This is a genomic window from Tunicatimonas sp. (assembly GCF_049647865.1).
GTDB lineage: Bacteria > Bacteroidota > Bacteroidia > Cytophagales > Cyclobacteriaceae > Tunicatimonas.
In genome coordinates this window covers 1-21765 of sequence record NZ_JBARYM010000175.1, presented here as the reverse complement: position 1 = coordinate 21765, position 21765 = coordinate 1, and the positions used below count along the sequence as shown (strand labels likewise).

Here is a 21765-nt window from a genome sequence, read left to right as displayed (position 1 = left end):
GGATAATAGAACGAAGAAGGAAGTGAGGTAGTAAGTAATTTGATTCATAAGTTAGATTTTTTACAGCCAACTAATTTACGACAGGTAGTTAGAAATACCACTGTCGGAGCTAAATTTCCCGTACTTTTGCTACTGAAACAGGTAATTCTATGAAAGAAAATTCTTTACGTCTGGATTTTTACGATTATGACCTTCCGGAAGAGCGCATTGCCAAGCATCCCCTTACCCAGCGTGATCAGTCTAAACTGCTAGTGTATCAGTCAGGTAATATTACTGATCGTCATTTTTATAACCTACCTGATCTACTTCCTGCTAATAGTTGCTTGTGCTTTAATAATACCCAGGTGATCCCAGCGCGGCTATTCTTCCGAAAACCAGCTAATGAACAGGGACCGGGAGCTCTCATAGAGGTTCTACTACTGCATCCGATAAAACCCAGCACCATGATGAGTGAAGCAATGAGTACGCATCATTCGGTTACTTGGGAATGCATGATCGGAAATTTGCGAAAATGGAAGTCGGAGCAAGTTCTAGAGCAGGTATTTATTGATAATGACCGAGAGATTACGCTACGAGCCAAACTAGTAGATAGCACTCAAAAGTTGGTACAGTTCCATTGGGATGCTGATATTACCTTTGCCGAGCTGGCAAAAGCTGCCGGGAAAGTGCCCCTCCCCCCCTACTTAAATCGCGAAACCACGGCGGAAGATCGGCAACGCTACCAAACTGTATATGCTCAAACTCCGGGTGCAGTAGCCGCGCCTACCGCTGGACTACACTTCACCGAAAAAATTCTAAATCAGCTCAAGCAGAAGGGTGTAAATTTCAACGAACTAACACTTCATGTAGGTGCGGGGACATTTCAGCCTATCAAAGAGAATGATGTTAAAAAGCATAATATGCACTCCGAGCAAGTGGTAGTTTCGCGCAAGAATATAGAACAACTACTTTATCCCGAACAATCCATTATTGCAGTGGGAACTACTTCCATGCGCACTCTGGAGAGTTTATATTGGTACGGAGTAAAGCTCAGTGAAGAACCCACTGCCGATTTTCAGATAGCTAAGCTATATCCCTATCAGGACGATACTCCCAAGCATCTCTCTCTAGTTGAGTCGCTTCAGAATGTTTTGAGCCGAATGGATCAAGTAGAAACAGATACGTTAGTAGGTGAAACCGAAATTTTCATTTTTCCTGGTTACAAATTTCGCCTTTGCCAGGGTCTCATTACAAACTTTCATCAGCCCAAATCTACCTTGGTTTTATTGATTGCGGCATTTGTAGGCGATAGTTGGTGGACAATTTATCAGCACGCCTTAAACAGTAAGTACCGATTTCTTAGCTACGGTGACTCTTCATTACTATTGCCTGTTTGAATGTGATGGCGTTAAAGTTCTATGTTTTGAGTTCACCTATTTGTATAAACTCAAAACTATAAACTAGAACCATTACGCCACATAATTTTACCGCTGGCTGAGCAAAGACTGCTCCTCCAAGCTCCGAAGGCGATTATAGTAAGAAACCATCAGGTACATGCTCACATCATTATTGAGATTACGAAGTTTATTAAGTCGTCGAAATTCTTTCATTTCTTTAGCGTAGTCAGCCATAAGGGGCAGTACTTGGCGACGAAAGTTCCGAATACGCTCCACCTTTCCCTCTTCTACGTAGTACCATTCTTCTACGGTGTATTCGTCTTCGGCATCAAAAATATCGTACTCAAACACCCGGCGTAGCAGGGTTACCGATCCATCGCTTACCACTTGGAATACTTTCTTCTCCATACGATCGAAAAAGCCGTTGGAACGATAATCAAAAGTACGGAAAGTACGTTGGCGGTCACATTCATCAACGGTAGTAATTTCTTGGATCATAGAGGCATGATAGGTTAGCTGTCGTTCATCATCCGTTGTTACAATAGCCGAATTAATAAAGGAGTTGATATCTACTATCCCATCTACCCAATTCTGATTTGTCAGTTTAAGACTTCCCGGATGGGGTGCCTGAGCGTATGAAAGCGAAGTTATTGTAATTAATAATCCGATTAGTAGTGTATATTTTCTCATAGTTAGTTCGGTTTAGGTAAAAATCTTACGTATGTGCTTATTTACAATAATATGAATATTTTTTTAAATTTTTATATAAATTTGCTAATAATATGAGAAAAATGTGGAATTTCACGGTAAAATACGAAATTTTTAGTACTTAAAACTGAATAATATTGGTATTTACAGTATTTATAGTGTACTAAAAATGGCAATAATATTTATTTCTTACATCTTAATTCTCGCTAATCAGTGAGAATAATTTATCTCTTGCAGAATATAGCCTAGCTAAGAGGCACATATGAGTGCTTATTGTGCCAATTTTCATTGACGATATTTCTGTTCTGATACTCGCTCATGTTTTTCTTGACAACTAGATTTAGTATCTTAGAATTTTAACTTGCAACCTTACCTACTATGAGTCAATATACCCGCAGTAGCGACAGCCGACTAATTATTGGTTTGCTCTTCTTAATATTGGGCGTATACTTTCTGCTCAATAATTTTGATTTAATTCCATTTACCCTTCCTCGTTATCTTGTATCCTGGCAGACCCTGCTCATTGCCATTGGCGTACTTGTTATTGTTACCAGTGATAAGAAAGGGGGCGGCATTGCGTTGGTGGCTTTCGGAAGTTTGTTTTTGATCTCCGATATCTTCTACATCTCAGTTTTGGATATTGTGCGGCAGTTTTGGCCAGTGGCGTTTGTACTTATTGGTATAAGCCTACTTATTCGCCGTCGGCAGGAAAAAAGGAGACTGGGGGAAGCCTCGTCGCTAGAAGTCATCGATGAATCAGCTATTTTAGGTAGTAACGAAAATATTGTGACTTCTAACTGGTTTCGGGGCGGACGCATTACCTCTATTTTCGGTAGCAATAAAATTAATCTTACCGGTTCTCAGTTAGCTGAAGGCGTACAAGTGATTGATGTGTTTGTATTGTTTGGAAACACTGAAATTACGGTACCGAGCAGTTGGAATGTGAAAGTAAATGTATCGCCAATCTTGGGTGGATTTGAAGATAAGCGCCAGTTTCATCAATCGTATTCATCGGAAGCTGGTCAGCAAATAATTATCCGAGGACAGGTTATTCTCGGTGGCGGAGAAATTCGTTCAGCCTAACATCAGTAGGTAAACTGGAACTAAAGTCACGGGTAGCGCAAGCCTAATAGTAGATCGCTTTCCTTTGGATTATACTGTTGTAGTAAAACTGAATCGTAGATTTCTTCGGAATAATGATTAGCCGCTACCTTTAGTACTGGTAATAGACTATTCCGATCCATTTCTTTAATTTGAGGATAACCCCACTTGCTATCTTTGCTCATGTGAGGCAGAAGGAAATCTAATGCTTTCTTAATTTTCTGTTCTTGAAAATCCCAAATAGGATCACCTAATTTCTCCGATAATATCGCAAAATAGTAAACCGCTAGTAGGTTCATCGTGCTGTAGTCCCACGAGCGAGTCCGGCTGAGTTCTTCAGGCTGTTTACCGTCGGCTTCTAACTGCTGGTCTACAATAAGCTTCACTCCTCTTTTCTGAAGTTCGGTCGCTAAAGAGTCCTGATCGGTAAACAAAGCCATGGCGATTGTCTGCACAAAGTACCAAGTAGTGTGGTTATTACCATTGACAGCTTCATCTTTACCATGCTGGCTGTTAATTAACCAATCTAGATAATCACTGACCCACTGTTTTATTTGCGTTTGGTGTTGCTCTGTCCAGGCCTCAGATTGGGCAATCAGGCTAATACCATCCAGCAGATAACCAAAATCACGGGTTTCAATAATTCCAATGCCTCTACCTTCGGTCCTTCCCGGAATAGCCTGACCAAAGTTAAGGTTGGGATTCATTCTGGTGGCAGAATCCAGAAACCATACTTCGAGCAATTCGGTCGCCTTTTGAGCGTAATTCTCATTCTCACTGTAAAAGTAGGCGAGACCAAGTACGTCTACAGCATTAATTACACTTTTCAATCCTTGTTTATCCGAGATCTTTACTATCTCCGGGTTAACTTCCCCATCGCGACGGATGTACGGTAAACCATCTGATTTCTTTGGATCGGGCCACCAGTAAGGTCCTCGACTCATGTAATCGTGTTTATCACCACTGCTGGCAACTACCCCTTTATCCATAACCGAAGTAGGTCGCATTGTCAAGGTAGTATCAGCCCGCTGGTATAATAAATCTAATTCAGCATTAAATAGTTGTTGGTGCTGTTTAACCTGATTGATGTTATCTTTATCAAGTAGAATAAGGTTTTGGCTAAATCCACTTCCTACCCATACTAAACCAAGAATGAATAGCAGAATTTTTTTTATAGGTCTTTTCATAAGATAAAGCAGTAGGAATGAAAAAGAGCAAGTTGCCTAAGAAGGAGTTACCTTGTTTGCCGTGGATATTTTTACTGAAGCGTTTTTTTCTCGGTAAAATTTAGAGATATGCTGACGAAGTTGAGCGAATTCCAGCAGAAATCCATCGTGACCATAATCTGAATTTATAATCGCCAGTTGACTATCAGGGATATGCTTAGCCAAAAACTGTTGTTCACCCGGGGGAAACAACACATCGGTTTCGATACCCACTTGCAACGTCTTCGCTTTTACTTGGTATAGGGCGTTCATCACACTTTTTCGGCCTCGCCCCACATGATGAGAATCCATAGCACAAGAAAGTGTCCAGTAGGAAAAAGCATTGAATCTTCGTGCTAATTTTTCGCCTTGGTAGCGCTGATAGGAAGCAGCGCGATAATCAGTTAGCTGTTCTGATGTTGTGTTTTGCTGCGTTTTTTGATAAGTGCGGTAGTGCCGATACGATAACAGAGCAATTGCGCGGGCAGTACGCATACCTTCTAAACCCGCATCAGGATGATTTTCTGGCCAGCTAACATCACTTTGAATAGCCATGCGTTGCGACTCGTTGAACGCAATACCCCAGGGCGAGTGCTGAGCGTTAGAAGCAATTTGTATAAGATACTGAACCACTTCCGGTTGCATAATGCTCCACTCAAGTGCCTGCTGTCCACCCATTGAGCCGCCGATTAACGTATGAATCTGATCAATCGATAACTTTTGCCGCAAAGCATCAAATGCTCGCACCACATCTCGATTGGTAGTGGCCGGAAAAGTGTGAAAAAAGGGCGCATTAGTCTGAGGATTAATTGATAACGGACCAGTAGAGCCGTAGCACGACCCTAACATATTGACACAAATCACAAAGTAGTCCGCAGGATTATACAATTTACCTTGACCAAATAGACCTGGCCACCAGTCCAGTACATTAGCATTACCCGTGAGGGCGTGGCAAACCCAGATCACATTATCTCGCCGCGCATTCAATGTACCGAAAGTAGTATAAAAAAGCTGGAAGCCGGGCAACGATTCGCCCGACTCCAAAGGAAAAATTTCCGAATACTGAAACGTATGCTCTTGCACCATATTTACGCGGTCACCGGCTCAGCAATCTGCTGAAACGCCTGCTCAAAATCAGCCTTTAGGTCGTCAATATGTTCAATACCGGTAGAGATTCTCAACTGAGTTGGGTGCACTCCAGATTGCAACTGCTCTTCTTCACTCAACTGCTGATGAGTAGTTGAAGCTGGATGAATAATTAGTGTTTTAGCATCACCCACATTCGCTAAGTGACTTACCAACTTCAGGCTATTCACGAAGGTTTTAGCATGTTCCAAATCACCTTTTAGTATGAAAGTAAATACACCACCAAAGCCTCGTTTCAGATACTTCTTCGCTAAATCGTGATATTTACTGGAAGCTAATCCGGGATAATTTACACTTTCAACTTCATCACGTTGTTCTATCCAGTTAGCAAGTTCTAGCGCATTATCTACGGTTCGCTCTACTCTAAGCGATAGTGTTTCCAGTCCTTGTATTAATAAGAAAGAATTAAACGGGCTGATAGCCGGACCAAAGTCACGCAACCCTTCTACTCTGGCCCGAATGGCAAAGGCAATGTTGGGTAAACCTAAAGGATTGTCTACTCCAAATACATCGGAGAATACCATGCCGTGGTAACCTTCCGATGGTTCACTGAACTGCGGAAATTTACCACTTCCCCAATCGAAATTGCCCCCGTCAATAATTACCCCACCAATAGATGTTCCGTGACCGCCAATCCATTTGGTAGCTGAAGCCGTCACGATAGATGCCCCGTGTTCTAACGGACGAAATAAATAACCGCCTGCCCCAAAGGTATTGTCCACTACTAGTGGAATACCGTGCTTTTGAGCCAGATCACCAATCGCTTCAAAATCTGGTACATTAAAACCAGGGTTACCTATAGTTTCCAGATAGATAGCTTTAGTATTCTCGTCAATATGTTGTTCGTAGGCCGACGGATCTTCTCCTTCTACAAAGCGAACGTCTACCCCAATACGTTTGAAAGCTACTTTAAATTGATTATACGTACCCCCGTATAAATAGCGAGTAGAAACAATGTTATCACCTGCTTGGCAGATGTTATTTAGTGCTAAAAATTGGGCTGCTAGCCCCGATGCGGTAGCTACAGCGGCAACTCCTCCCTCCAATGCCGCAATACGCTTCTCAAACACATCAGTGGTAGGATTCATAATTCGGGTATAGATGTTTCCGAACTCTTTAAGAGCAAATAAATTGGCCCCGTGATCGGCATCCTTGAATGTGTAAGAAGTTGTTTGATAAATAGGGACTGCTCGAGATTGTGTAGTAGTGTCAACCTCTTGACCAGCGTGAAGCTGAAGCGTTTCAAATTTTAGTGATTCTGACATAAAATATAAAGTTAGATTTGTGATTGGTCTTGAAATAGCGTATTCCGAAACGGAACGGGACAGATTAGCAGCAACAACAGCCGCTAGTAGACATACCAATGAATTGCATTGGAGCTGTACCCTGAAGAAAGGAAAAAATAAATGATAGAAAATGCTGCATAAAACTCAATTTATATTCTTCGCCTAAGCGAATCAGGATTTAGCACCTTTCCCGATTGCGAGAGGTTGCTAGTGCTTCGTAGAGCCTGTCTCTCCGCACTTCTATATAAATCAACGTCCTTAGATCAAGGATTTATTGACTTGTAGATACAATTATAGGCGTTGTTGCTGAAAATAACAAACCAGACACTACCTTTTAACAAAATACAAAGTATATCTAAGCTCGTACTTCATATTTCATATCATAAGAAAATTCTATGGCTATAGAAATAAAATTTTAAGAGATAATTGAAGATAGAATAGCCAGAGCGTGTTGAAGTTTTTGAAGAGTAATCGTTATGCTATGGTAATATGCTAAATAGTTATTTACCATAATTTTTGTTTTTTTGTAACAAATCATAAAATCTTTTACAAGGTTTACCGGATATTTTAACCGGTGTTCCTCTACAATTTCTGGCAGTCCTTAAAATGTGCCAGACTGGATGAGCAAGGCTTTATTAGCTGCTTCAATCTTTAAGTGCAAATACCCTTTAAAAGGTTAATAATTTTAAAGCAAAAAAAGCCTTAGCGTTTACGAAATTTTTTTGTAGTATCATTTTTTTTTAGAATATTGGGTAACCGAGACTGAAATACCACTATGCCTTGCATGAAGCACAATAACGACCAAACTCTTAATATACGCATATACCAAGGTGATGAGGAAGCATTTCAGGAGATGTTCTACGCCAATAAAGATCGACTTTTATCGTTTTGTTATCGGTTCACTAAATCAGAAGAACTAGCAGAAGAAATAATCCACGACGCTTTATTAAAGGTTTGGAGCGAAAGGCACCTTCTTGACCCAAATCGCTCTCTGATTGGTTATCTGTATACCATAACCCGCAACTTATCACTCAATTTTCTCAAGAAAGTAGCCGCTGAAGAAGCATTAAAACAAAAGGTGCGGAACCGCACACCGCATTTTCATAACAACACCGAAGAGACTATTGAATACGCTAACTTGGTGCAGCTTGCTAAACTAGCAATTGATAACCTCCCTATGCGGCAGCAACAGGTCTATCGCATGAGTCGTGACCAACACATGACCTATGAAGAAATAGGTCAGCAGTTAGGAATATCACCCAATACAGTAAAAAACCACGTAATCAAAGCACTTCGGGCGATCAAAACTCAACTTAGTATACATACCGACATTATCCTTTTAATGTGCTACCTAGCTTCAAGCTTACTATATTAAAAAGATTAAAAAAATGTAGTTCCCACTAGTCCTCTACTACCATGAGGATTGTAGTAGTATAAAAGGCACTACATTGAAGCAAACCAAGCAAGAACTACTTGATAAATACTTACGAGGTACGGCAAGTATTGAAGAGCGCGCTCAACTACTTAAATACCTTAGGGCATCCGAAGACGAAAATACTTATCATGAAGTTACGGATCGGTTATGGAACGAACTGTCCATAGAGAAGACGCTATCTGATGGGAAAGCTGACGTCTTGTTGCAGCGCGTATTTCAAGCATCAAAAAAACGCCAAACTGCTTCGCACTGGTACCGCGCAGCAGCTGTGTTTGGCGGGTTAATCTTATTAGCTGGCCTAATCTATCTGGGGATCTCCAACGATGATACTACTCGGCGTTATAGCACCGACTACGGCGAAACCAAGACCGTTTGGCTACCCGATAGCTCTAAAGTTACACTCAACGCCAACTCCTCCCTTACATTTAGTTATAATAAGCAAAAAGCGCGAGAAGCATGGCTGGTCGGTGAAGCTTTCTTTGAGATCAAACAGAGAAAGAACCCACTGAACGCTTCGAAACGGGTAAAATTCATTGTGCATACTAATAACATAGCTGTTGAGGTGCTCGGTACTGCTTTTAACGTAAGTGAACGGCGAGGGGCGACGCAGGTGGTGTTAGAGCATGGTAAGGTCCGGCTGGCCAATAAACGTAACGAACAAGTTATCATGCAACCCGGCGACTTGGCAGAGATGGCCTCCTCCTCCTCTTCTTTAACCATTGAAGAAGTTAATCCGGAAGAATATACTACTTGGAAAAAGAAAGAATTACTGTTCAAGCGAACACCAATCACCGAGGTAGCAGAAGCCATGGAGGACTATTACGGCTGGCGAGTAGAATTATCGGATGACGACTGGAATAATCAACAAATTACCGGTTCAATTCCTACCGATGATCAAGATGTTTTTCTAAAAATCCTAGCTGAATCAATGGGTGTGGAAGTAATTCGCGAAGATAACCGCGTAACTCTGAAGAAGAGAAGAGAGTCAACAATAGACAAATAAAATACAAACTCGGCCGCTTGCAATCTTGGCGGAACACAGGCAGACCGAGCGTGCATAATTGATAATTAAAACATAAATGTAACTATGATGAAAAACATTTCCTATTCGATTAATTATCGGAATTGGTGGAATATTGGTCTGCTGATCATTGGGCTGATGTTCACAAGCCTCCCTTCGTTTCCTCAATTTCTAGCCATAGGCGAAACACCCAGTACAACAGCTAATAAGACTCATCAGCAATCATTACAATCGTTAGAGTCTGTCTTGATTGACTTTGCAACTACTCATGGGGTAAGTATTGTATTCGATCATGCACTAGTCAAAAACAAGCAGGTTGATACAAGTGAAATGGTGCAAGAAAATCTAGAGGCATCCCTGACACAACTTTTGCATCCGCTTGGTCTAGAATTGAGAAAGATCAAACCCGATATTTACATTATTAAGGTTCATTTAGATTCTAATGAGGACATTAAACGATTGAAACCCAGCCCTTCAGTGGGGTTTACTTCCCCACCACTCTCCACCAACCAGGATATACGATCAATAACCCTTAATTCCAGTGTGATAGCAGCTTTAGAAAAGACGATCACCGGCACGATCACTGACCTATCTAATGGCGAAAGCTTACCAGGAGTGAATATCCTGGTGAAGGGTACCACAATTGGTACTATCACCGACGCAGACGGTAATTACCGCCTGACGGCTCCGGACAATGCCGAAACACTTGTGTTCTCATCCGTAGGCTACAATAGCGAGGAATTATCTATCAATGGGCGTAGTGTAATTAATCTTGAATTAACCCCAGATGTTCAATCGCTTTCCGAAGTAGTGGTGGTGGGCTATGGCTCAGTAAAAAAGAGTGACCTCACTGGTTCGGTAGCTTCGGTAACACCCGAAGAACTAACGGCCCTACCCACAATCAATGCGGTGCAAGGGTTAACCGGGCGAGCGGCTGGGGTACAGGTGATTCAGAATTCCGGGGCACCGGGCGGCAACATCAGCGTACGCATTCGGGGAGGTAACTCGTTGCAGGGTAGCAATGAGCCGCTGTACGTCATCGATGGCTTTCCTATTTCCGGCAAGCCCACCACCATCAACCCCAATGATATTCAGTCAATGGAAGTGCTAAAGGATGCCTCTGCCACTGCCATCTATGGTTCTCGAGGAGCCAACGGCGTGGTGATTATTACTACCAAAACGGGCCGATCTGGTAAGGGTCGTCTGGATATCGAGAGTTACTACGGCTGGCAGCAAGTGATCAAGAAAATCGATCTACTGAATGCCCGGCAGTTTGTCCAAATTGCCAACGAACGCGCGGCCAACGACGGTGACACTCCGTTCTTCACCGATGAAGAAGTGCAGTCGTTCGGAGAGGGAACCAATTGGCAAGACGAAGTCTTTCGTACTGCACCCATTCAAAACCACGTAGCAACCTTCTCAGGAGGAAGCGAAAAGACTACTTACTCGGTGTCAGGTAGCTGGTTCGATCAGCAGGGTATCATGATCAACTCGGACTACCAGCGTGGATCATTGCGAGCCAACCTCAACAGCCAGATCAATGACCGGCTCACGCTTTCGTACAGCAGCATATTAAGCCGCATTAACGAAAACCAGATTCGCAGCGACAACGGTGGACGCGGGGATGGAGTGCTTTCTTCGGCCTTACTGGCACCGCCCACACTGGGGGTATTTAATCAGGATGGCACCTATTCCAATCCGGCCCAGTATGCATTCAGTCCGGGTGTTGCCGAAAATCCCGTAGCCCAAGCCCGGGAGCTACTTAATAATAACACGGTCAACTCGGTGCTGGCCAACGCCGCAATTAAGTACAAAGTTTTAGAAGATCTATCGTTTAAGGTTTCTTTTGGCATTGAAAATATTAATAGCAAACGGGATAACTACTCACCATCCATTTTCAAAAACTCGCCGACAGGTAGAGCTTCAACGCGTTTCTTTGGCCGCACCAACGTGCTGAACGAGAATATCTTGACCTACAACAAGAGCATCAACCAACATGATTTCACCTTTACAGGTGGGTTCTCCTACCAGACCGAACGACAAAGCGCTAACGCAATGAGTTCTACTGGTTTTACCACGGATGCCCTGCTCAACAACCGCTTACAGTCGGGCGATACCCCTGGGATACCTGCTTCATCGGTAGAAGAGTGGACAATTGCTTCGTGGCTCGGACGCATTAACTATACCTTACTGGATAAGTATCTATTTACGGCCAGCGTGCGAGCTGATGGGTCGTCTCGCTTTGGCAGTGCCAATAAGTGGGGAGTGTTTCCTTCGGGCGCCTTCGCTTGGCGAATCTCTGATGAAGCCTTTATTCAAAACGTGGAGGCGATTACTAACCTCAAGCTGCGAACCAGCTGGGGACGGACCGGTAGCACTGCGGTATCGCCCTACCAGACCTTAAACACACTTAACTCCTCACTGGTCGTATTCAATGATGCGTTCTTTGCCGGTTTCGCTCCCGGTAACCGCTTGGCTAACCCTAATTTGCAGTGGGAAACCACCACCCAGTTTGATATTGGATTTGATTTGGGACTCATCGAAGAGCGCCTTCGCTTTTCGTTTGACTACTACAATAAAAATACGCAGGACTTGCTAGCTACTGTGCCGCTGCCTACCTCCACCGGCTTCACGCAAGTGACCCAAAATATCGGAGAGATTAATAACTCCGGAGTAGAACTAACCCTAGGAGCGGATATATTCACAGGTAATTTAACCTGGACGGTAGATGCTAACGTAGCGGCCAATACGAACGAAGTGATACAGCTAGCCGGTGAGAGTGATGTATTTGGTGAACGACTAGATAACCCCTTGCAAACCTCCATTAATATTGTACGGGAAGGCGAGCCGGTTGGATCATTTTTCGGGTTCGTGGAGCAACCCTTGCTTGATGAGGAAGGTCAGATTCAGTACGTGGATCAAGATGGAAATGGTGAGATCAATAACAACGATCGGGTTATTATCGGCAACCCTAATCCAGACTTCATTTTTGGTATAACCTCGAACCTATCTTACAAGAGCTTTGACTTAAATATCTTTTTTCAGGGAGTGCAGGGAGTTGATATCTTTAATTTTAACGCGGCTCAGCACGCCAATTCCTTCAACTTCGGAATTAATCAGATAGATGATGTACTTAATTACTGGATTGCCGATGATCCGAATGCGGCGGCCCCTTACCCGCAGGTGAGTTCCAATACGAATTTTCGGGAGTCAGATCGCTTCGTAGAGGATGGTTCGTTTGTGCGACTCAAGAACGTTCGCCTGGCTTATAACCTGCCCACAAACAATATCGAGTGGTTGCAGCGCTTACAGCTATACGTGAGTGGGCAGAATCTTCTTACCCTCACTGACTACTCTTGGTACGACCCCGAAGTAAGCACACGAGGCGGCGATAGTTCTATTTCTCAAGGGATTGACCAGTTTGGTTACCCTACCGCTCGAACGTATACCGTAGGCATTCAACTCGGATTTTAATCAACAAAATTTTTAAAAACGACTTACTCATGAAGAATATAGTACACCTATTGGTTGTCACGCTCCTGTTTGTAGCGTGCGAAGATGCCCTAGAAGAGGCACCCGTTGACCAGATCGCCCGTGAAGCATTCTATACTAGTGCTGACGATGCCCAAGCTGCCATATTTGCGGTATATGACCCTTTGCGGAATACCGACTATTACGGTGCCCGATTACTGGGTCACCTGGAGGTACTGGCCGAGTATGCGAATGGTCGAGGCAGCTACCGCCCAGTTAGTGAGTATCAAGGCCTTGATGCGGTTAATACCGGCCGTACCGAAAATATGTGGCAGCAGATGTATAGCAGCATCAACCGAGCAAACGCAGTGATTGGCAACGTGCCGAGTATTGTAATGGATGAAACTGAGAAAAACGCCATTGTGGCTGAAGCGCACTTCTTACGTGCCCTCAATTACTATAACCTGGTTCGCGGCTGGGGAGGAGTGCCCCTAAGAACTGAAGAAACCATTGATCTAAGCAATCAGGCGGCTCCCCGAGCAACCGTAGACCAGGTGTACGAATTGATTGTCGACGACTTGGAAATTGCTGAGCGGGGTCTTCCCGCCGAGCAAGATGAGATTGGACGAGCTACGCAGTGGGCAGCTAAGACACTACTGGCCGAGGTGTACCTCACCCGTGAGCAGTGGGACTTGTCTCGTGATAAAGCGCAGGAGGTAATTAGTTCCAACCAGTTTACTCTAGTAGCCGTGCAGGAACCTGACGACTTCAGCAACCTCTTCGGTCCCGAAATAATTTCTAGTTCCGAAGAAATTTTTTCGCTTAAGTACACGCGGGTTGATGGGCAAGGCTTTTGGTTCCTGTCGTTTATACATCTGGTACAGGCAGGGTATTCAGCGGCGGGTTTTCGGGTGGTGCTCGGTATCCCTGACTTGCCATTCTACACTGAATGGGATGATAATGACCTACGGAAAGAGCATACCATTTATACCTCGTACGTCGACGCGCAGGGAGACTCTATTCCCTTGCCAGATAATGAACCTATGCTATTCAGAAAGTTTCGCGATCCTGAAGGGGTTTCACCCGTAGGACACGGCAATGACTTTCCGGTTTTACGCTACGCTGATGCCTTGCTTATCTACGCCGAAGCTGCCAGCCAAGCCAGCGGTGGACCCACGGCGGAAGCCTACGGTGCCATTAACCAAATCCGTCGAAGAGCCTACGGATTGGATGCTAGTACTTCGGCCCCGTCGGTAGATCTGAGTGGCCTGGATGCCGCTACTTTCCGCGATGCTGTACTCCAGGAGCGCGCTCGTGAGTTTGTGGCTGAGGGCCGACGCTGGTGGGATTTAAAACGAACCGGACGTGCTCGTGCGGTGATTGAAGCTACTGGGAAAGAATTTAATGACATCATGCTACTCTGGCCCATTCCACTGGCAGAAATAGATAATAATCCAGCTATTAGTTCTGAAGATCAAAATCCGGGGTATTAATTGTTAGTGGGAAGAAAAAATGGTTGCTAAGACACAGAGAACAGAGATTACTAAGTATTTTGTTCAGCAATTCTGATTATTAAATATGCAAATTTTCTCTGGAAATTCACTGAAGTGGATTTCTCGGGTATGATGTGTTAAATCTTAAGGTAGTTTTTTCTAGATACAAATGCTTATCAGAGCCATAAAGGAAGACTACTGAGGTCGCAACATTAATATTTCATCGGTAATAAACAGTAATCTGCTGGCTTTACGAGTATCCACAGCATAGTTAAAAGCGAACTGTATAATAAACAGGAAGTTGGCTTATAAATTTTACCAGTTTGGTATTGCTTTTATTAGCATCGCTCCTGGCACAATTTGTACTACAATAAACCGCGATGCACTGGCTAACCTAGAATACCAGAAAAGGTTATTCAGAAGATTCCCGCTCGCTTAGTATGAGTAAGTGGTGCTATAAACGACTAAAAGTGAAAAAAATTAAACTGTGCTAAATACTTTAATTAATCTTATTTCTCGCAATAAAAGTGTTGTTTTGATTAAGATAACATTACTATGCGTTTCTTGCTTAAGCGTGCCGCCGCGTAGCAAAACCAATACCACCCCACTCTCGACTACATTGTTATCAGTGAATGGCTTGGTAGCCTTATGGGATTTTAAAGAGCCATCTGGGCAGAACCGGAAGGCAAACGGTACGAATGAATTTCAACTACGAGAAACACACGGAACGTTGCCTCGACTCTCTGAAGGTCCACTATCCGGTTATTCAGCCTTATTTGAAGGAAAAGCTTTTCTTTCGCTTCCTCATAAAGAAATTGGAAGACTGAATATTCATGGTGAAGATCAGGGTATAACCGTTGTGGCTTGGGTAAAATGGAGTGGTGAGCAAACTGGGTTTGTTGGAGGTATGTGGAATGAATACCAAGATGGCGGAAAACGTCAGTATGGATTATTTGTATCTCTACCTTACTACAATGGTGAGGATCAAGTTTGCGGACACATCTCGCTATCTGGAGGGCCAACACCTCCATTTCCTTATTCCATTGATTATTCTGCTAGCCAGCAGAAAGTTCCTGTGGATGAATGGTGTTGTATCGCCTTTACCTACGATGGAGAGTTCATTCGCTCGTATCTGAATGGAGCGTTTAAAAGTCGTCCTTCAGAGTTAATTGATCATACCTCAGGTTTTCCTGATTACCCAAGTGGGTTAACCCAAACGAAGAATCCCTACACGTATCCAGACGGAATAGGGAATAATGGGTCAGATTTCACTGTCGGAGCAGTGCAGCTTGCCTCTGGCATGGGTAATTACTTCATTGGGCAAATAGGTGGACTAGCAGTTTTTGACCGAGCTTTGAGCAATGCTGAAATGCGACGTTTAGCAAAGCCACTAAGAAATTTCAACAGTGCACAATAATTAAAACTTCGCTGAAAAAATTCAATATCGTAATTGGTGTATTACCACCCTTGCTAAATTAGTATCAGACTTGTAGTAGACTCTATGTATTATGCCCAGCACTGAGAATGATAGTGTGGATCAATTATAATTACACTTATTTTTATAAATTAAACGTATCTTTTGCATGGAAAAACCAATAATTAATTTCTGGTTTCTGGCACTCATCGTCTTTTGTTTCGCAATAGGCTGTCAGCCGATCAATCAATCAGATGAATCTCCGCCACTTAATGTTCTCTTCATTACCATCGATGATCTTCGTCCTCAGCTAGGCTGCTACGGCGATCCCATTGTCCAATCGCCGCACATTGATCATTTGGCCTCTCAGGGATTGTTATTTAATCGGGCCTACTGCCAGCAAGCACTTTGCGCACCATCCCGATCCTCCTTCTTAACGGGTCGTCGTCCGGCAACAACGGGGGTTTACGATATTGAAACCTCGGTGAGAGATGCCTTACCTGATGTTGTTACATTACCACAATTATTTAAGAACAATGGTTACGAATCGCTCGGACTGTTTAAGGTGTTTCATTTAGTGGGGTTCGATCCTAATGGCTTCGGAAGCCTCAACGACACCGTGTCCTGGACTCGCCCGCTGTGGTTACCAACCCGGTCAAGTTATGGTCCCTACGGCGATAGTATCCTCCGAGCGAGTAAGCAGGCTTGCTTAGAACAGGGACCATTAGGCTACGGTAATATTCCCCGCTCCTTAGCCTACGAAGCCCCCACGGTAGCTGACAGTATGCTTAACGACGGACAAGTGGCTCAACAGGCCATTCGCTACTTGCAATCATCACAAGACGAACCATTTTTTTTGGCTGTTGGGTTTTATCATCCGCATTTGCCCTTCACCGCGCCAAAAAAATACTGGGATCAGTATGATCGTAAGCAATTGCGACTGCCTGAAAATCAATACCTTCCCGAAGGAGCTCCGTCTTATGCTGTGGCTGACAACAAAGAACTGCGTTCCTACATTGATATTCCAGACACTGCTCCTTTTTCTGATTCGCTCAAGCAAAAACTATTACACGGCTATTTAGCCGCTATTAGTTATGTAGACGCTCAAGTGGGCCTAATTCTAAAGGAGCTAGATCGGCTAAACCTGCGAGAAAATACGATTGTAGTACTGATGGGAGATCACGGGTATCAGATTGGTGAGCACGGGATGTGGGCGAAAAAGCATACCAATTTCGAGATGGCTACCCGCGTTCCCCTGATTATATCTGCTCCGGGCCAAACTGCCCAGGGTCAAACTACCATGGCTCTCACTGAATTGGTAGATATTTATCCGACCTTGGCTGAGCTAGCGGGTCTGACGAGCGATGAATTGCTAGAAGGAAGCAGTTTGGTACCCCTACTGAATGACCCTGATCAAGATTGGAAGACTGCGGCGTTCAGCTCCTATCCCCGGGGCGGCCGCATGGGTAACTCTATGCGCACTGATCGCTACCGTCTGACAGCTTGGACCACTGAAGGTAAAGATACTGAATACGAGTTGTATGATCATCGGCACGATCCTCAAGAAAACCAAAATGTCGTTAACCAACCTGACTACCTGACCGTACGTGATTCACTGAACCAAGCATTGGAACAGGGTTGGTCGGCCGCGACTCCTCGATGACGGAGATATCTATCTTTGTGCTAATCTATACTTCGCATTTTGATTATCTACCCTCTTCTTCAATCTAGTATCATCACTAACAACCGGGACATAGTTGATCAGCAATTTTATAGCAATTATAACGTTACTCCTCTAATGGGCAACCACCATTTCAATCTGCTACCCTATTGTGAGATTAAACATACAAACAAAGTTATGTTAGTTCGTGTACTGCTGGCAAAAGGACTGAAATGGTTGTAATGGTGGATAAATCTCTTAATAAAGTATTCAAAGGTTCTACGCTAGTATTTAATTTACCTTATTTCAAATACTACCCGTACTTCATAACGCAGTATAATTTCTTGAAAATCAATAGATAGAGCCTGCTCAGATTCTACTTGATCCATTTCCATTCGCGCGTACGACATTTCGCGGTAGCGAGCCGACGGTTGGTTTCCACTATTAATTTCCGTTACCTGAAGAACCCCACCTATCCTTTCATCAATACCATTTAAAAGATACTCAGCCTTTTCTTTAGCATTTTGAAGGGCCTTAATTTTCAGGTCACGCTCGTATTCTTTCCGGCGAGAGTGATCGTAACGGTCAATATTGGTGCTTTGAATTCCCTTAGCATCCAGGTAAGAAAATAGTTTATTGATCTCGTCCAGTTTCTCAAGTTTGATTGTATATTTTTTACTGGCCAGAAACTCTTCTCGTTCCGGGCGCTTACTAGGGTACCAATTGTAATTATAGCTCTGAATATCCTCAATTCGTAAATCCTTTTCGGCTATACCAACTTTCCGCGCAGCGTTGTAAAGCTCTCGCTCTAGCTTATCTATAATCACTTTCTTCTTATTATCCCCCAAATATTCTTTCAGTGTAATAGCGAAGTAGATTTCATCGGGTACAATTTCTTCTTCGGCACTGCCGGTTACTTCAATTTTCTTTACTATTGACTCTTGTTGGGATTGAGCAAAGATCGTGAGAGACATCCAAGATAGCAGGGTAAGCGTAAGTGGTATCTTTTTTATTAACATAAATCTTAAAGTTGATGCTGCTTTAACGTTTTAGGTAGTTAGTATTTAGATGATTGATAACGAAAATTTTTCATTTTCGGTATTGATTCACCGTCTTAGCCGAAAAAACTTGTTCCTGAGCTAACTAATCGCTTCAATTTTTAACGATAGCCAACGGGTAGCCGTTACAGTTTCTATAGCACTATATTTCAATAATATGCAACTACCTATCACCCATCATTCACTGGAAGGCATGGCTTCGCCTGAAAGTTTTGCCCGAGGGGAAGACTACTATCATTACGATTCAGTAGAAAATTTGGTGTTTGATGGTCAACAGTTCACTGCAAAGGTGCGGGGAACATATCCGTATCAGGTTGAGATAAGCGGGTCCCCGGCTGATACATACACTCACTGTAGCTGCCCGTACGATTGGGGCGGTATCTGTAAGCACATTGTGGCTGTAGGGTTGGCAATTCTTGATGGCAAATTTAAAGACGAATCCGATGAGTACGAAAATACGGTCGAATTAGGAAGTGAGTCAGTATCGTTGAAGAACTTCTCAGCACTGTTTGATCGTACCGAAGATATTACCAAGCTCAGTTTTCTTCAGCAGCTTCTTTCACAAAATATCCCGCTAAAAACGCAATTCGTCAAATATGTTGCCGCTCAAAAGCAACGTCCGGTAGAGTCACTATTTGATGATCAAGTGCTTCAAATCGAGAGAGTAAAAGAAGAAGTCTCCGTTTTACTGGAGTCATTAACCTTTGATGAAGAGGATTTATTTTCATCAAACTACTACGAAAACGGCGGCTACTACGATGAATGGAGCGACGCAGAAAAGGGGGCTGAGAAAATTATTCGCGAAGGATTAGCTTCCCATATTAAGCAGGCGAAGTACTACTTTCAACAGGGAGAATTGGCTCGTGGACTTAGTATCGTTTTAGGTATTTACGAGAGTGTTTTTTTGATTACTTCACCTAGTAGTGATCCGTTAGACATGGTGGAAGATTATCCATTACAAATTAAAGAAGTGCTGAATGAACAGCTAACTACCTTATTTCAAACCTTAACAAGGACGGTTAAAGCAGAACTTGAGATGGAAACTGCCGTAGATTTGCTATTTTCTCGCTATCAGTACTACGAAGCAAAACCGGCCTCTTCTTTAGAAGGGGCCGAAGGAATTTACTACCTCAAAGATTTTGAAGCCTTTTTACTGGCAGTAGTCACTGATCCATCGATAGCTCGCTTTCTTTTACAGCGGTTACGAGAAGAAGACTTATTGGATGTAGATACTGTACACGTAGTGCTACGAATTGCTGAACAGCTTCAAGATGATAAGCTTTGGATTAAAACTGCTCTGGAGTTTCTAGATTTTGATAACACCTTGGCTCAACCACTACTGGAGAAATATACCCAGTTGGGTAAGACCGAAGATTTTTTACAGACTGCTCGTCGGGCTTTTCAACAGTTTCCTGATCAAATAGCTAATTATCTGGCTATCAAGCTAAATCCTGAACTGAGTACTGACTTTTACAAAAAAGTTTATTCTTATTTAGTGGAGCACAGCGAACAGATTGAATATTACCAATCGGTACAAGCTTACCTTAGAGAAAGTGAAAAAGATAAGCTTATTCAATCAGTTAAAGCAAACGATGTTTATTACGTTCAATTACTAACTTTGGAAGAGCGATATGAAGACATTCTTCGGCATGTGCAAAGCCGTACTGGAATAGATTATGGATTTGAAAAACTAGTTGAACCTATTCTCTCAGTGTATCCGGCGCGCTGTTTTGTCATGTTAGAAAAAAAGTGCTGGAAAGCCATTGAACTACGTGGCCGCTCAATATACCGAATGATTGCGCGATGGCTACAGCTTATGCATCAAATCCCAGGTCACCGTGACGAGGCTGAGGCATTAGTCATTCAATTTTATCATCATAAGCCCAACTTACCTGCTCTTCGCGATGAAATGCGGAAAGCAGGAATTGCTGGTTCGGCTAATTATCGCTAATGTTTCGTTCGGCCCGTTCTGCTTTCTCTTTAGCAGTCTCGGCCAATTCTTCAGCCTTTTGAGAAGCTAGATTAATAGCAGCATCTTCATTATGCCCGTTGCTAAACATACCTGAAATGCGACCACGAAACTGATTACCGGATTCAGGAGCTACCAATAGCGCAGTAATCGCCCCGGCAATAAGCCCGCCCAACAAGCCGGTTATAAGCAGTAATGATCGCTGCTGCTTTTTTTCTTCACGTTGTGATTTAAACAAATCATAACGCTGCTCACTAAGTCTGGTTTTAATTGCCTTATTTAAAGCTAAAATCGCACTAGTCACTAAACTAATATCCTTAAAAGCATCCAATGAAAAGGTGGGTGCTTTCTTCTTTTTCTTTGCAAAAATACTTGAGATGTCCATATCAAATTGAGATTAAAAAGTTTATACTCTAAGTCTTATACGTAATTTATCTACTGGCGACTACTTAATTTCACAATCTTACAAAATAATCATGATCCCACCAAGCTACCTGGTTTTTTCATAAAAGTAGTTATTTATTAATAATTGACCTTTTATTGTTACTATTTTTTTGAATGAAAGTTTCCCTTATCAACAAATGAACTCGCATATATCACACTTCTTAAAAGGATTGCGTGGCAATCTGGACTTTGCGTCAACTTGATTTTAAATATTTTTGAAGTAGTTATATTAGGTAATGCTATTTCCAATTATCAATTAGCTCATCTCTAAATCTTGCCGTTAAAAACGATGTTAGAATTAAGCTATCTTCTTGTGATAAACTTGTTATGATTTTTCCCTAACCCCCACTAGCCACTGGCGTAAATACCTTCAAATCATTCTTAAAAATCTTTTTGTAACCCTTTAAACTATTTTATTATGTTATTGAAGAACGTATTTTTATCGGCCCTAATGATTGTTGTAACGTTAGCCTTAGTTAGCTGCGAAGATGATGCTGAAACAATCACAATTGATTCTGCCGTACCCAGTGGCAACTTAACCGTTCAGCGCCAAGGTACATTCGTTGCTGAAAGTGGCAAGCCAACCGCCGGAATGGCCCAAATCGGTACCGATCAAGATGGTGAAGTCTTCCTGCGGTTTGGTAACGATTTTATGACCGACCTCGCTACCGGAACGGTAACTATTTATCTTTCTACATCAGAAGCACTGCAAAGAAACGCTGGAGCAGGAAATCCTGATTTGCAGTTAATAGGTGCAGTTGGCATGAATGGTGAAGATTTCTTCAAATTAGCGAGTGCTCCAGATAGTAAATTTTCCCACATAATTCTGTGGTGCGAATCCGTTGGAATACCCTTTGGAAACGCTGAACTACAAGTACAGTAAAATTAAAAAGTAAACAGTAAAATCAGAAGTTACCCACTAGTGAAAAACCAGGTGGCTTCTGTTTTTTTTATGCCTTAAGTTATGAAATACATCAT

At 42.8% G+C, this 21765-nt stretch carries 16 protein-coding genes and 1 riboswitch; of the genes, 10 read left to right on the top strand and 6 right to left on the bottom strand.

Annotation, left to right across the window (positions count from 1 at the left end; translation table 11 throughout):
• Window positions 1–149 precede the first annotated feature (149 nt).
• Window positions 150–1376, top strand: a complete 1227-nt coding sequence (locus WBA23_RS05395; RefSeq protein WP_424581225.1) for an S-adenosylmethionine:tRNA ribosyltransferase-isomerase — start codon at window positions 150–152, stop codon at window positions 1374–1376.
• Between the two features lie 87 nt (window positions 1377–1463).
• Here WBA23_RS05395 and WBA23_RS05390 read toward each other — a convergent pair whose 3' ends face one another.
• Entirely contained in the window at window positions 1464–2066 is a 603-nt protein-coding gene (locus WBA23_RS05390) for a hypothetical protein (RefSeq protein ID WP_424581224.1), read from the bottom strand.
• 396 nt (window positions 2067–2462) lie between these two features.
• Between WBA23_RS05390 and WBA23_RS05385 the strand changes: the two genes are divergently transcribed.
• Window positions 2463–3167, top strand: a complete 705-nt coding sequence (locus WBA23_RS05385; protein ID WP_424581223.1) for a LiaF transmembrane domain-containing protein — start codon at window positions 2463–2465, stop codon at window positions 3165–3167.
• Between the two features lie 26 nt (window positions 3168–3193).
• Here the strand turns inward: WBA23_RS05385 and WBA23_RS05380 are convergent, their stop codons facing one another.
• From WBA23_RS05380 to WBA23_RS05370, 3 genes are read right to left on the bottom strand one after another with little or no spacing between them, the layout of a single operon-like run.
• Window positions 3194–4372: an alginate lyase family protein gene (locus tag WBA23_RS05380; protein ID WP_424581222.1), complete on the bottom strand. Its 1179-nt coding sequence runs from the start codon at window positions 4370–4372 to the stop codon at window positions 3194–3196.
• Window positions 4373–4408: 36 nt separating this feature from the next.
• The gene (locus tag WBA23_RS05375) at window positions 4409–5476 is read right to left on the bottom strand and encodes a homoserine O-acetyltransferase family protein (protein WP_424581221.1); all 1068 of its coding nucleotides are present in this window, start codon (window positions 5474–5476) and stop codon (window positions 4409–4411) included.
• A 2-nt stretch (window positions 5477–5478) separates the two neighbouring features.
• Window positions 5479–6801, bottom strand: a complete 1323-nt coding sequence (locus tag WBA23_RS05370) for an O-acetylhomoserine aminocarboxypropyltransferase/cysteine synthase family protein (protein ID WP_424581220.1) — start codon at window positions 6799–6801, stop codon at window positions 5479–5481.
• 167 nt (window positions 6802–6968) lie between these two features.
• Window positions 6969–7073: riboswitch (SAM riboswitch) on the bottom strand.
• Between the two features lie 533 nt (window positions 7074–7606).
• Here WBA23_RS05370 and WBA23_RS05365 point away from each other — a divergent pair.
• The 6 genes from WBA23_RS05365 (at window position 7607) to WBA23_RS05340 (ending at window position 17319) form a co-directional block, all read left to right on the top strand.
• Window positions 7607–8197: an RNA polymerase sigma factor gene (locus WBA23_RS05365; protein WP_424581219.1), complete on the top strand. Its 591-nt coding sequence runs from the start codon at window positions 7607–7609 to the stop codon at window positions 8195–8197.
• A 73-nt stretch (window positions 8198–8270) separates the two neighbouring features.
• Window positions 8271–9260, top strand: coding sequence for a FecR family protein (locus tag WBA23_RS05360; RefSeq protein ID WP_424581218.1), 990 nt, complete (start codon window positions 8271–8273; stop codon window positions 9258–9260).
• Window positions 9261–9344: 84 nt separating this feature from the next.
• A complete protein-coding gene (locus tag WBA23_RS05355; protein ID WP_424581217.1) occupies window positions 9345–12752 on the top strand; it encodes a SusC/RagA family TonB-linked outer membrane protein in 3408 nt (1135 codons plus the stop codon).
• 29 nt (window positions 12753–12781) lie between these two features.
• On the top strand, window positions 12782–14242 hold the full coding sequence (locus WBA23_RS05350) for a RagB/SusD family nutrient uptake outer membrane protein (RefSeq protein WP_424581216.1): 1461 nt from the start codon (window positions 12782–12784) through the stop codon (window positions 14240–14242).
• 487 nt (window positions 14243–14729) lie between these two features.
• Complete coding sequence (locus tag WBA23_RS05345; RefSeq protein WP_424581215.1) at window positions 14730–15659, top strand: LamG domain-containing protein; 930 nt, start codon at window positions 14730–14732, stop codon at window positions 15657–15659.
• A 166-nt stretch (window positions 15660–15825) separates the two neighbouring features.
• Window positions 15826–17319, top strand: a complete 1494-nt coding sequence (locus WBA23_RS05340) for a sulfatase (protein WP_424581214.1) — start codon at window positions 15826–15828, stop codon at window positions 17317–17319.
• 293 nt (window positions 17320–17612) lie between these two features.
• On the opposite strand, the gene WBA23_RS05335 is transcribed toward WBA23_RS05340, so the two are convergent.
• The gene (locus WBA23_RS05335; protein ID WP_424581213.1) at window positions 17613–18335 is read right to left on the bottom strand and encodes an SIMPL domain-containing protein; all 723 of its coding nucleotides are present in this window, start codon (window positions 18333–18335) and stop codon (window positions 17613–17615) included.
• A 196-nt stretch (window positions 18336–18531) separates the two neighbouring features.
• Between WBA23_RS05335 and WBA23_RS05330 the strand changes: the two genes are divergently transcribed.
• Entirely contained in the window at window positions 18532–20325 is a 1794-nt protein-coding gene (locus WBA23_RS05330; RefSeq protein ID WP_424581212.1) for an SWIM zinc finger family protein, read from the top strand.
• On the opposite strand, the gene WBA23_RS05325 is transcribed toward WBA23_RS05330, so the two are convergent.
• Window positions 20312–20728: a YtxH domain-containing protein gene (locus WBA23_RS05325; protein ID WP_424581211.1), complete on the bottom strand. Its 417-nt coding sequence runs from the start codon at window positions 20726–20728 to the stop codon at window positions 20312–20314. The two genes, WBA23_RS05330 and WBA23_RS05325, sit on opposite strands and share 14 nt — an antisense overlap.
• A 477-nt stretch (window positions 20729–21205) precedes the next feature.
• Between WBA23_RS05325 and WBA23_RS05320 the strand changes: the two genes are divergently transcribed.
• Entirely contained in the window at window positions 21206–21670 is a 465-nt protein-coding gene (locus tag WBA23_RS05320; RefSeq protein WP_424581210.1) for a DM13 domain-containing protein, read from the top strand.
• The last annotated feature ends 95 nt before the right edge of the window (window positions 21671–21765 follow it).

Excerpts from the sequence above, each read along its gene's own strand:
- WBA23_RS05395 (WP_424581225.1), top strand. The coding sequence starts at position 150 with ATGAAAGAAAATTCTTTACGTCTGGATTTTTACGATTATGACCTTCCG.
- WBA23_RS05390 (WP_424581224.1), bottom strand. The coding sequence starts at position 2,066 with ATGAGAAAATATACACTACTAATCGGATTATTAATTACAATAACTTCG.
- WBA23_RS05385 (WP_424581223.1), top strand. The coding sequence starts at position 2,463 with ATGAGTCAATATACCCGCAGTAGCGACAGCCGACTAATTATTGGTTTG.
- WBA23_RS05380 (WP_424581222.1), bottom strand. The coding sequence starts at position 4,372 with ATGAAAAGACCTATAAAAAAAATTCTGCTATTCATTCTTGGTTTAGTA.
- WBA23_RS05375 (WP_424581221.1), bottom strand. The coding sequence starts at position 5,476 with ATGGTGCAAGAGCATACGTTTCAGTATTCGGAAATTTTTCCTTTGGAG.
- WBA23_RS05370 (WP_424581220.1), bottom strand. The coding sequence starts at position 6,801 with ATGTCAGAATCACTAAAATTTGAAACGCTTCAGCTTCACGCTGGTCAA.
- WBA23_RS05365 (WP_424581219.1), top strand. The coding sequence starts at position 7,607 with ATGAAGCACAATAACGACCAAACTCTTAATATACGCATATACCAAGGT.
- WBA23_RS05355 (WP_424581217.1), top strand. The coding sequence starts at position 9,345 with ATGATGAAAAACATTTCCTATTCGATTAATTATCGGAATTGGTGGAAT.
- WBA23_RS05350 (WP_424581216.1), top strand. The coding sequence starts at position 12,782 with ATGAAGAATATAGTACACCTATTGGTTGTCACGCTCCTGTTTGTAGCG.
- WBA23_RS05340 (WP_424581214.1), top strand. The coding sequence starts at position 15,826 with ATGGAAAAACCAATAATTAATTTCTGGTTTCTGGCACTCATCGTCTTT.
- WBA23_RS05335 (WP_424581213.1), bottom strand. The coding sequence starts at position 18,335 with ATGTTAATAAAAAAGATACCACTTACGCTTACCCTGCTATCTTGGATG.
- WBA23_RS05330 (WP_424581212.1), top strand. The coding sequence starts at position 18,532 with ATGCAACTACCTATCACCCATCATTCACTGGAAGGCATGGCTTCGCCT.
- WBA23_RS05325 (WP_424581211.1), bottom strand. The coding sequence starts at position 20,728 with ATGGACATCTCAAGTATTTTTGCAAAGAAAAAGAAGAAAGCACCCACC.
- WBA23_RS05320 (WP_424581210.1), top strand. The coding sequence starts at position 21,206 with ATGTTATTGAAGAACGTATTTTTATCGGCCCTAATGATTGTTGTAACG.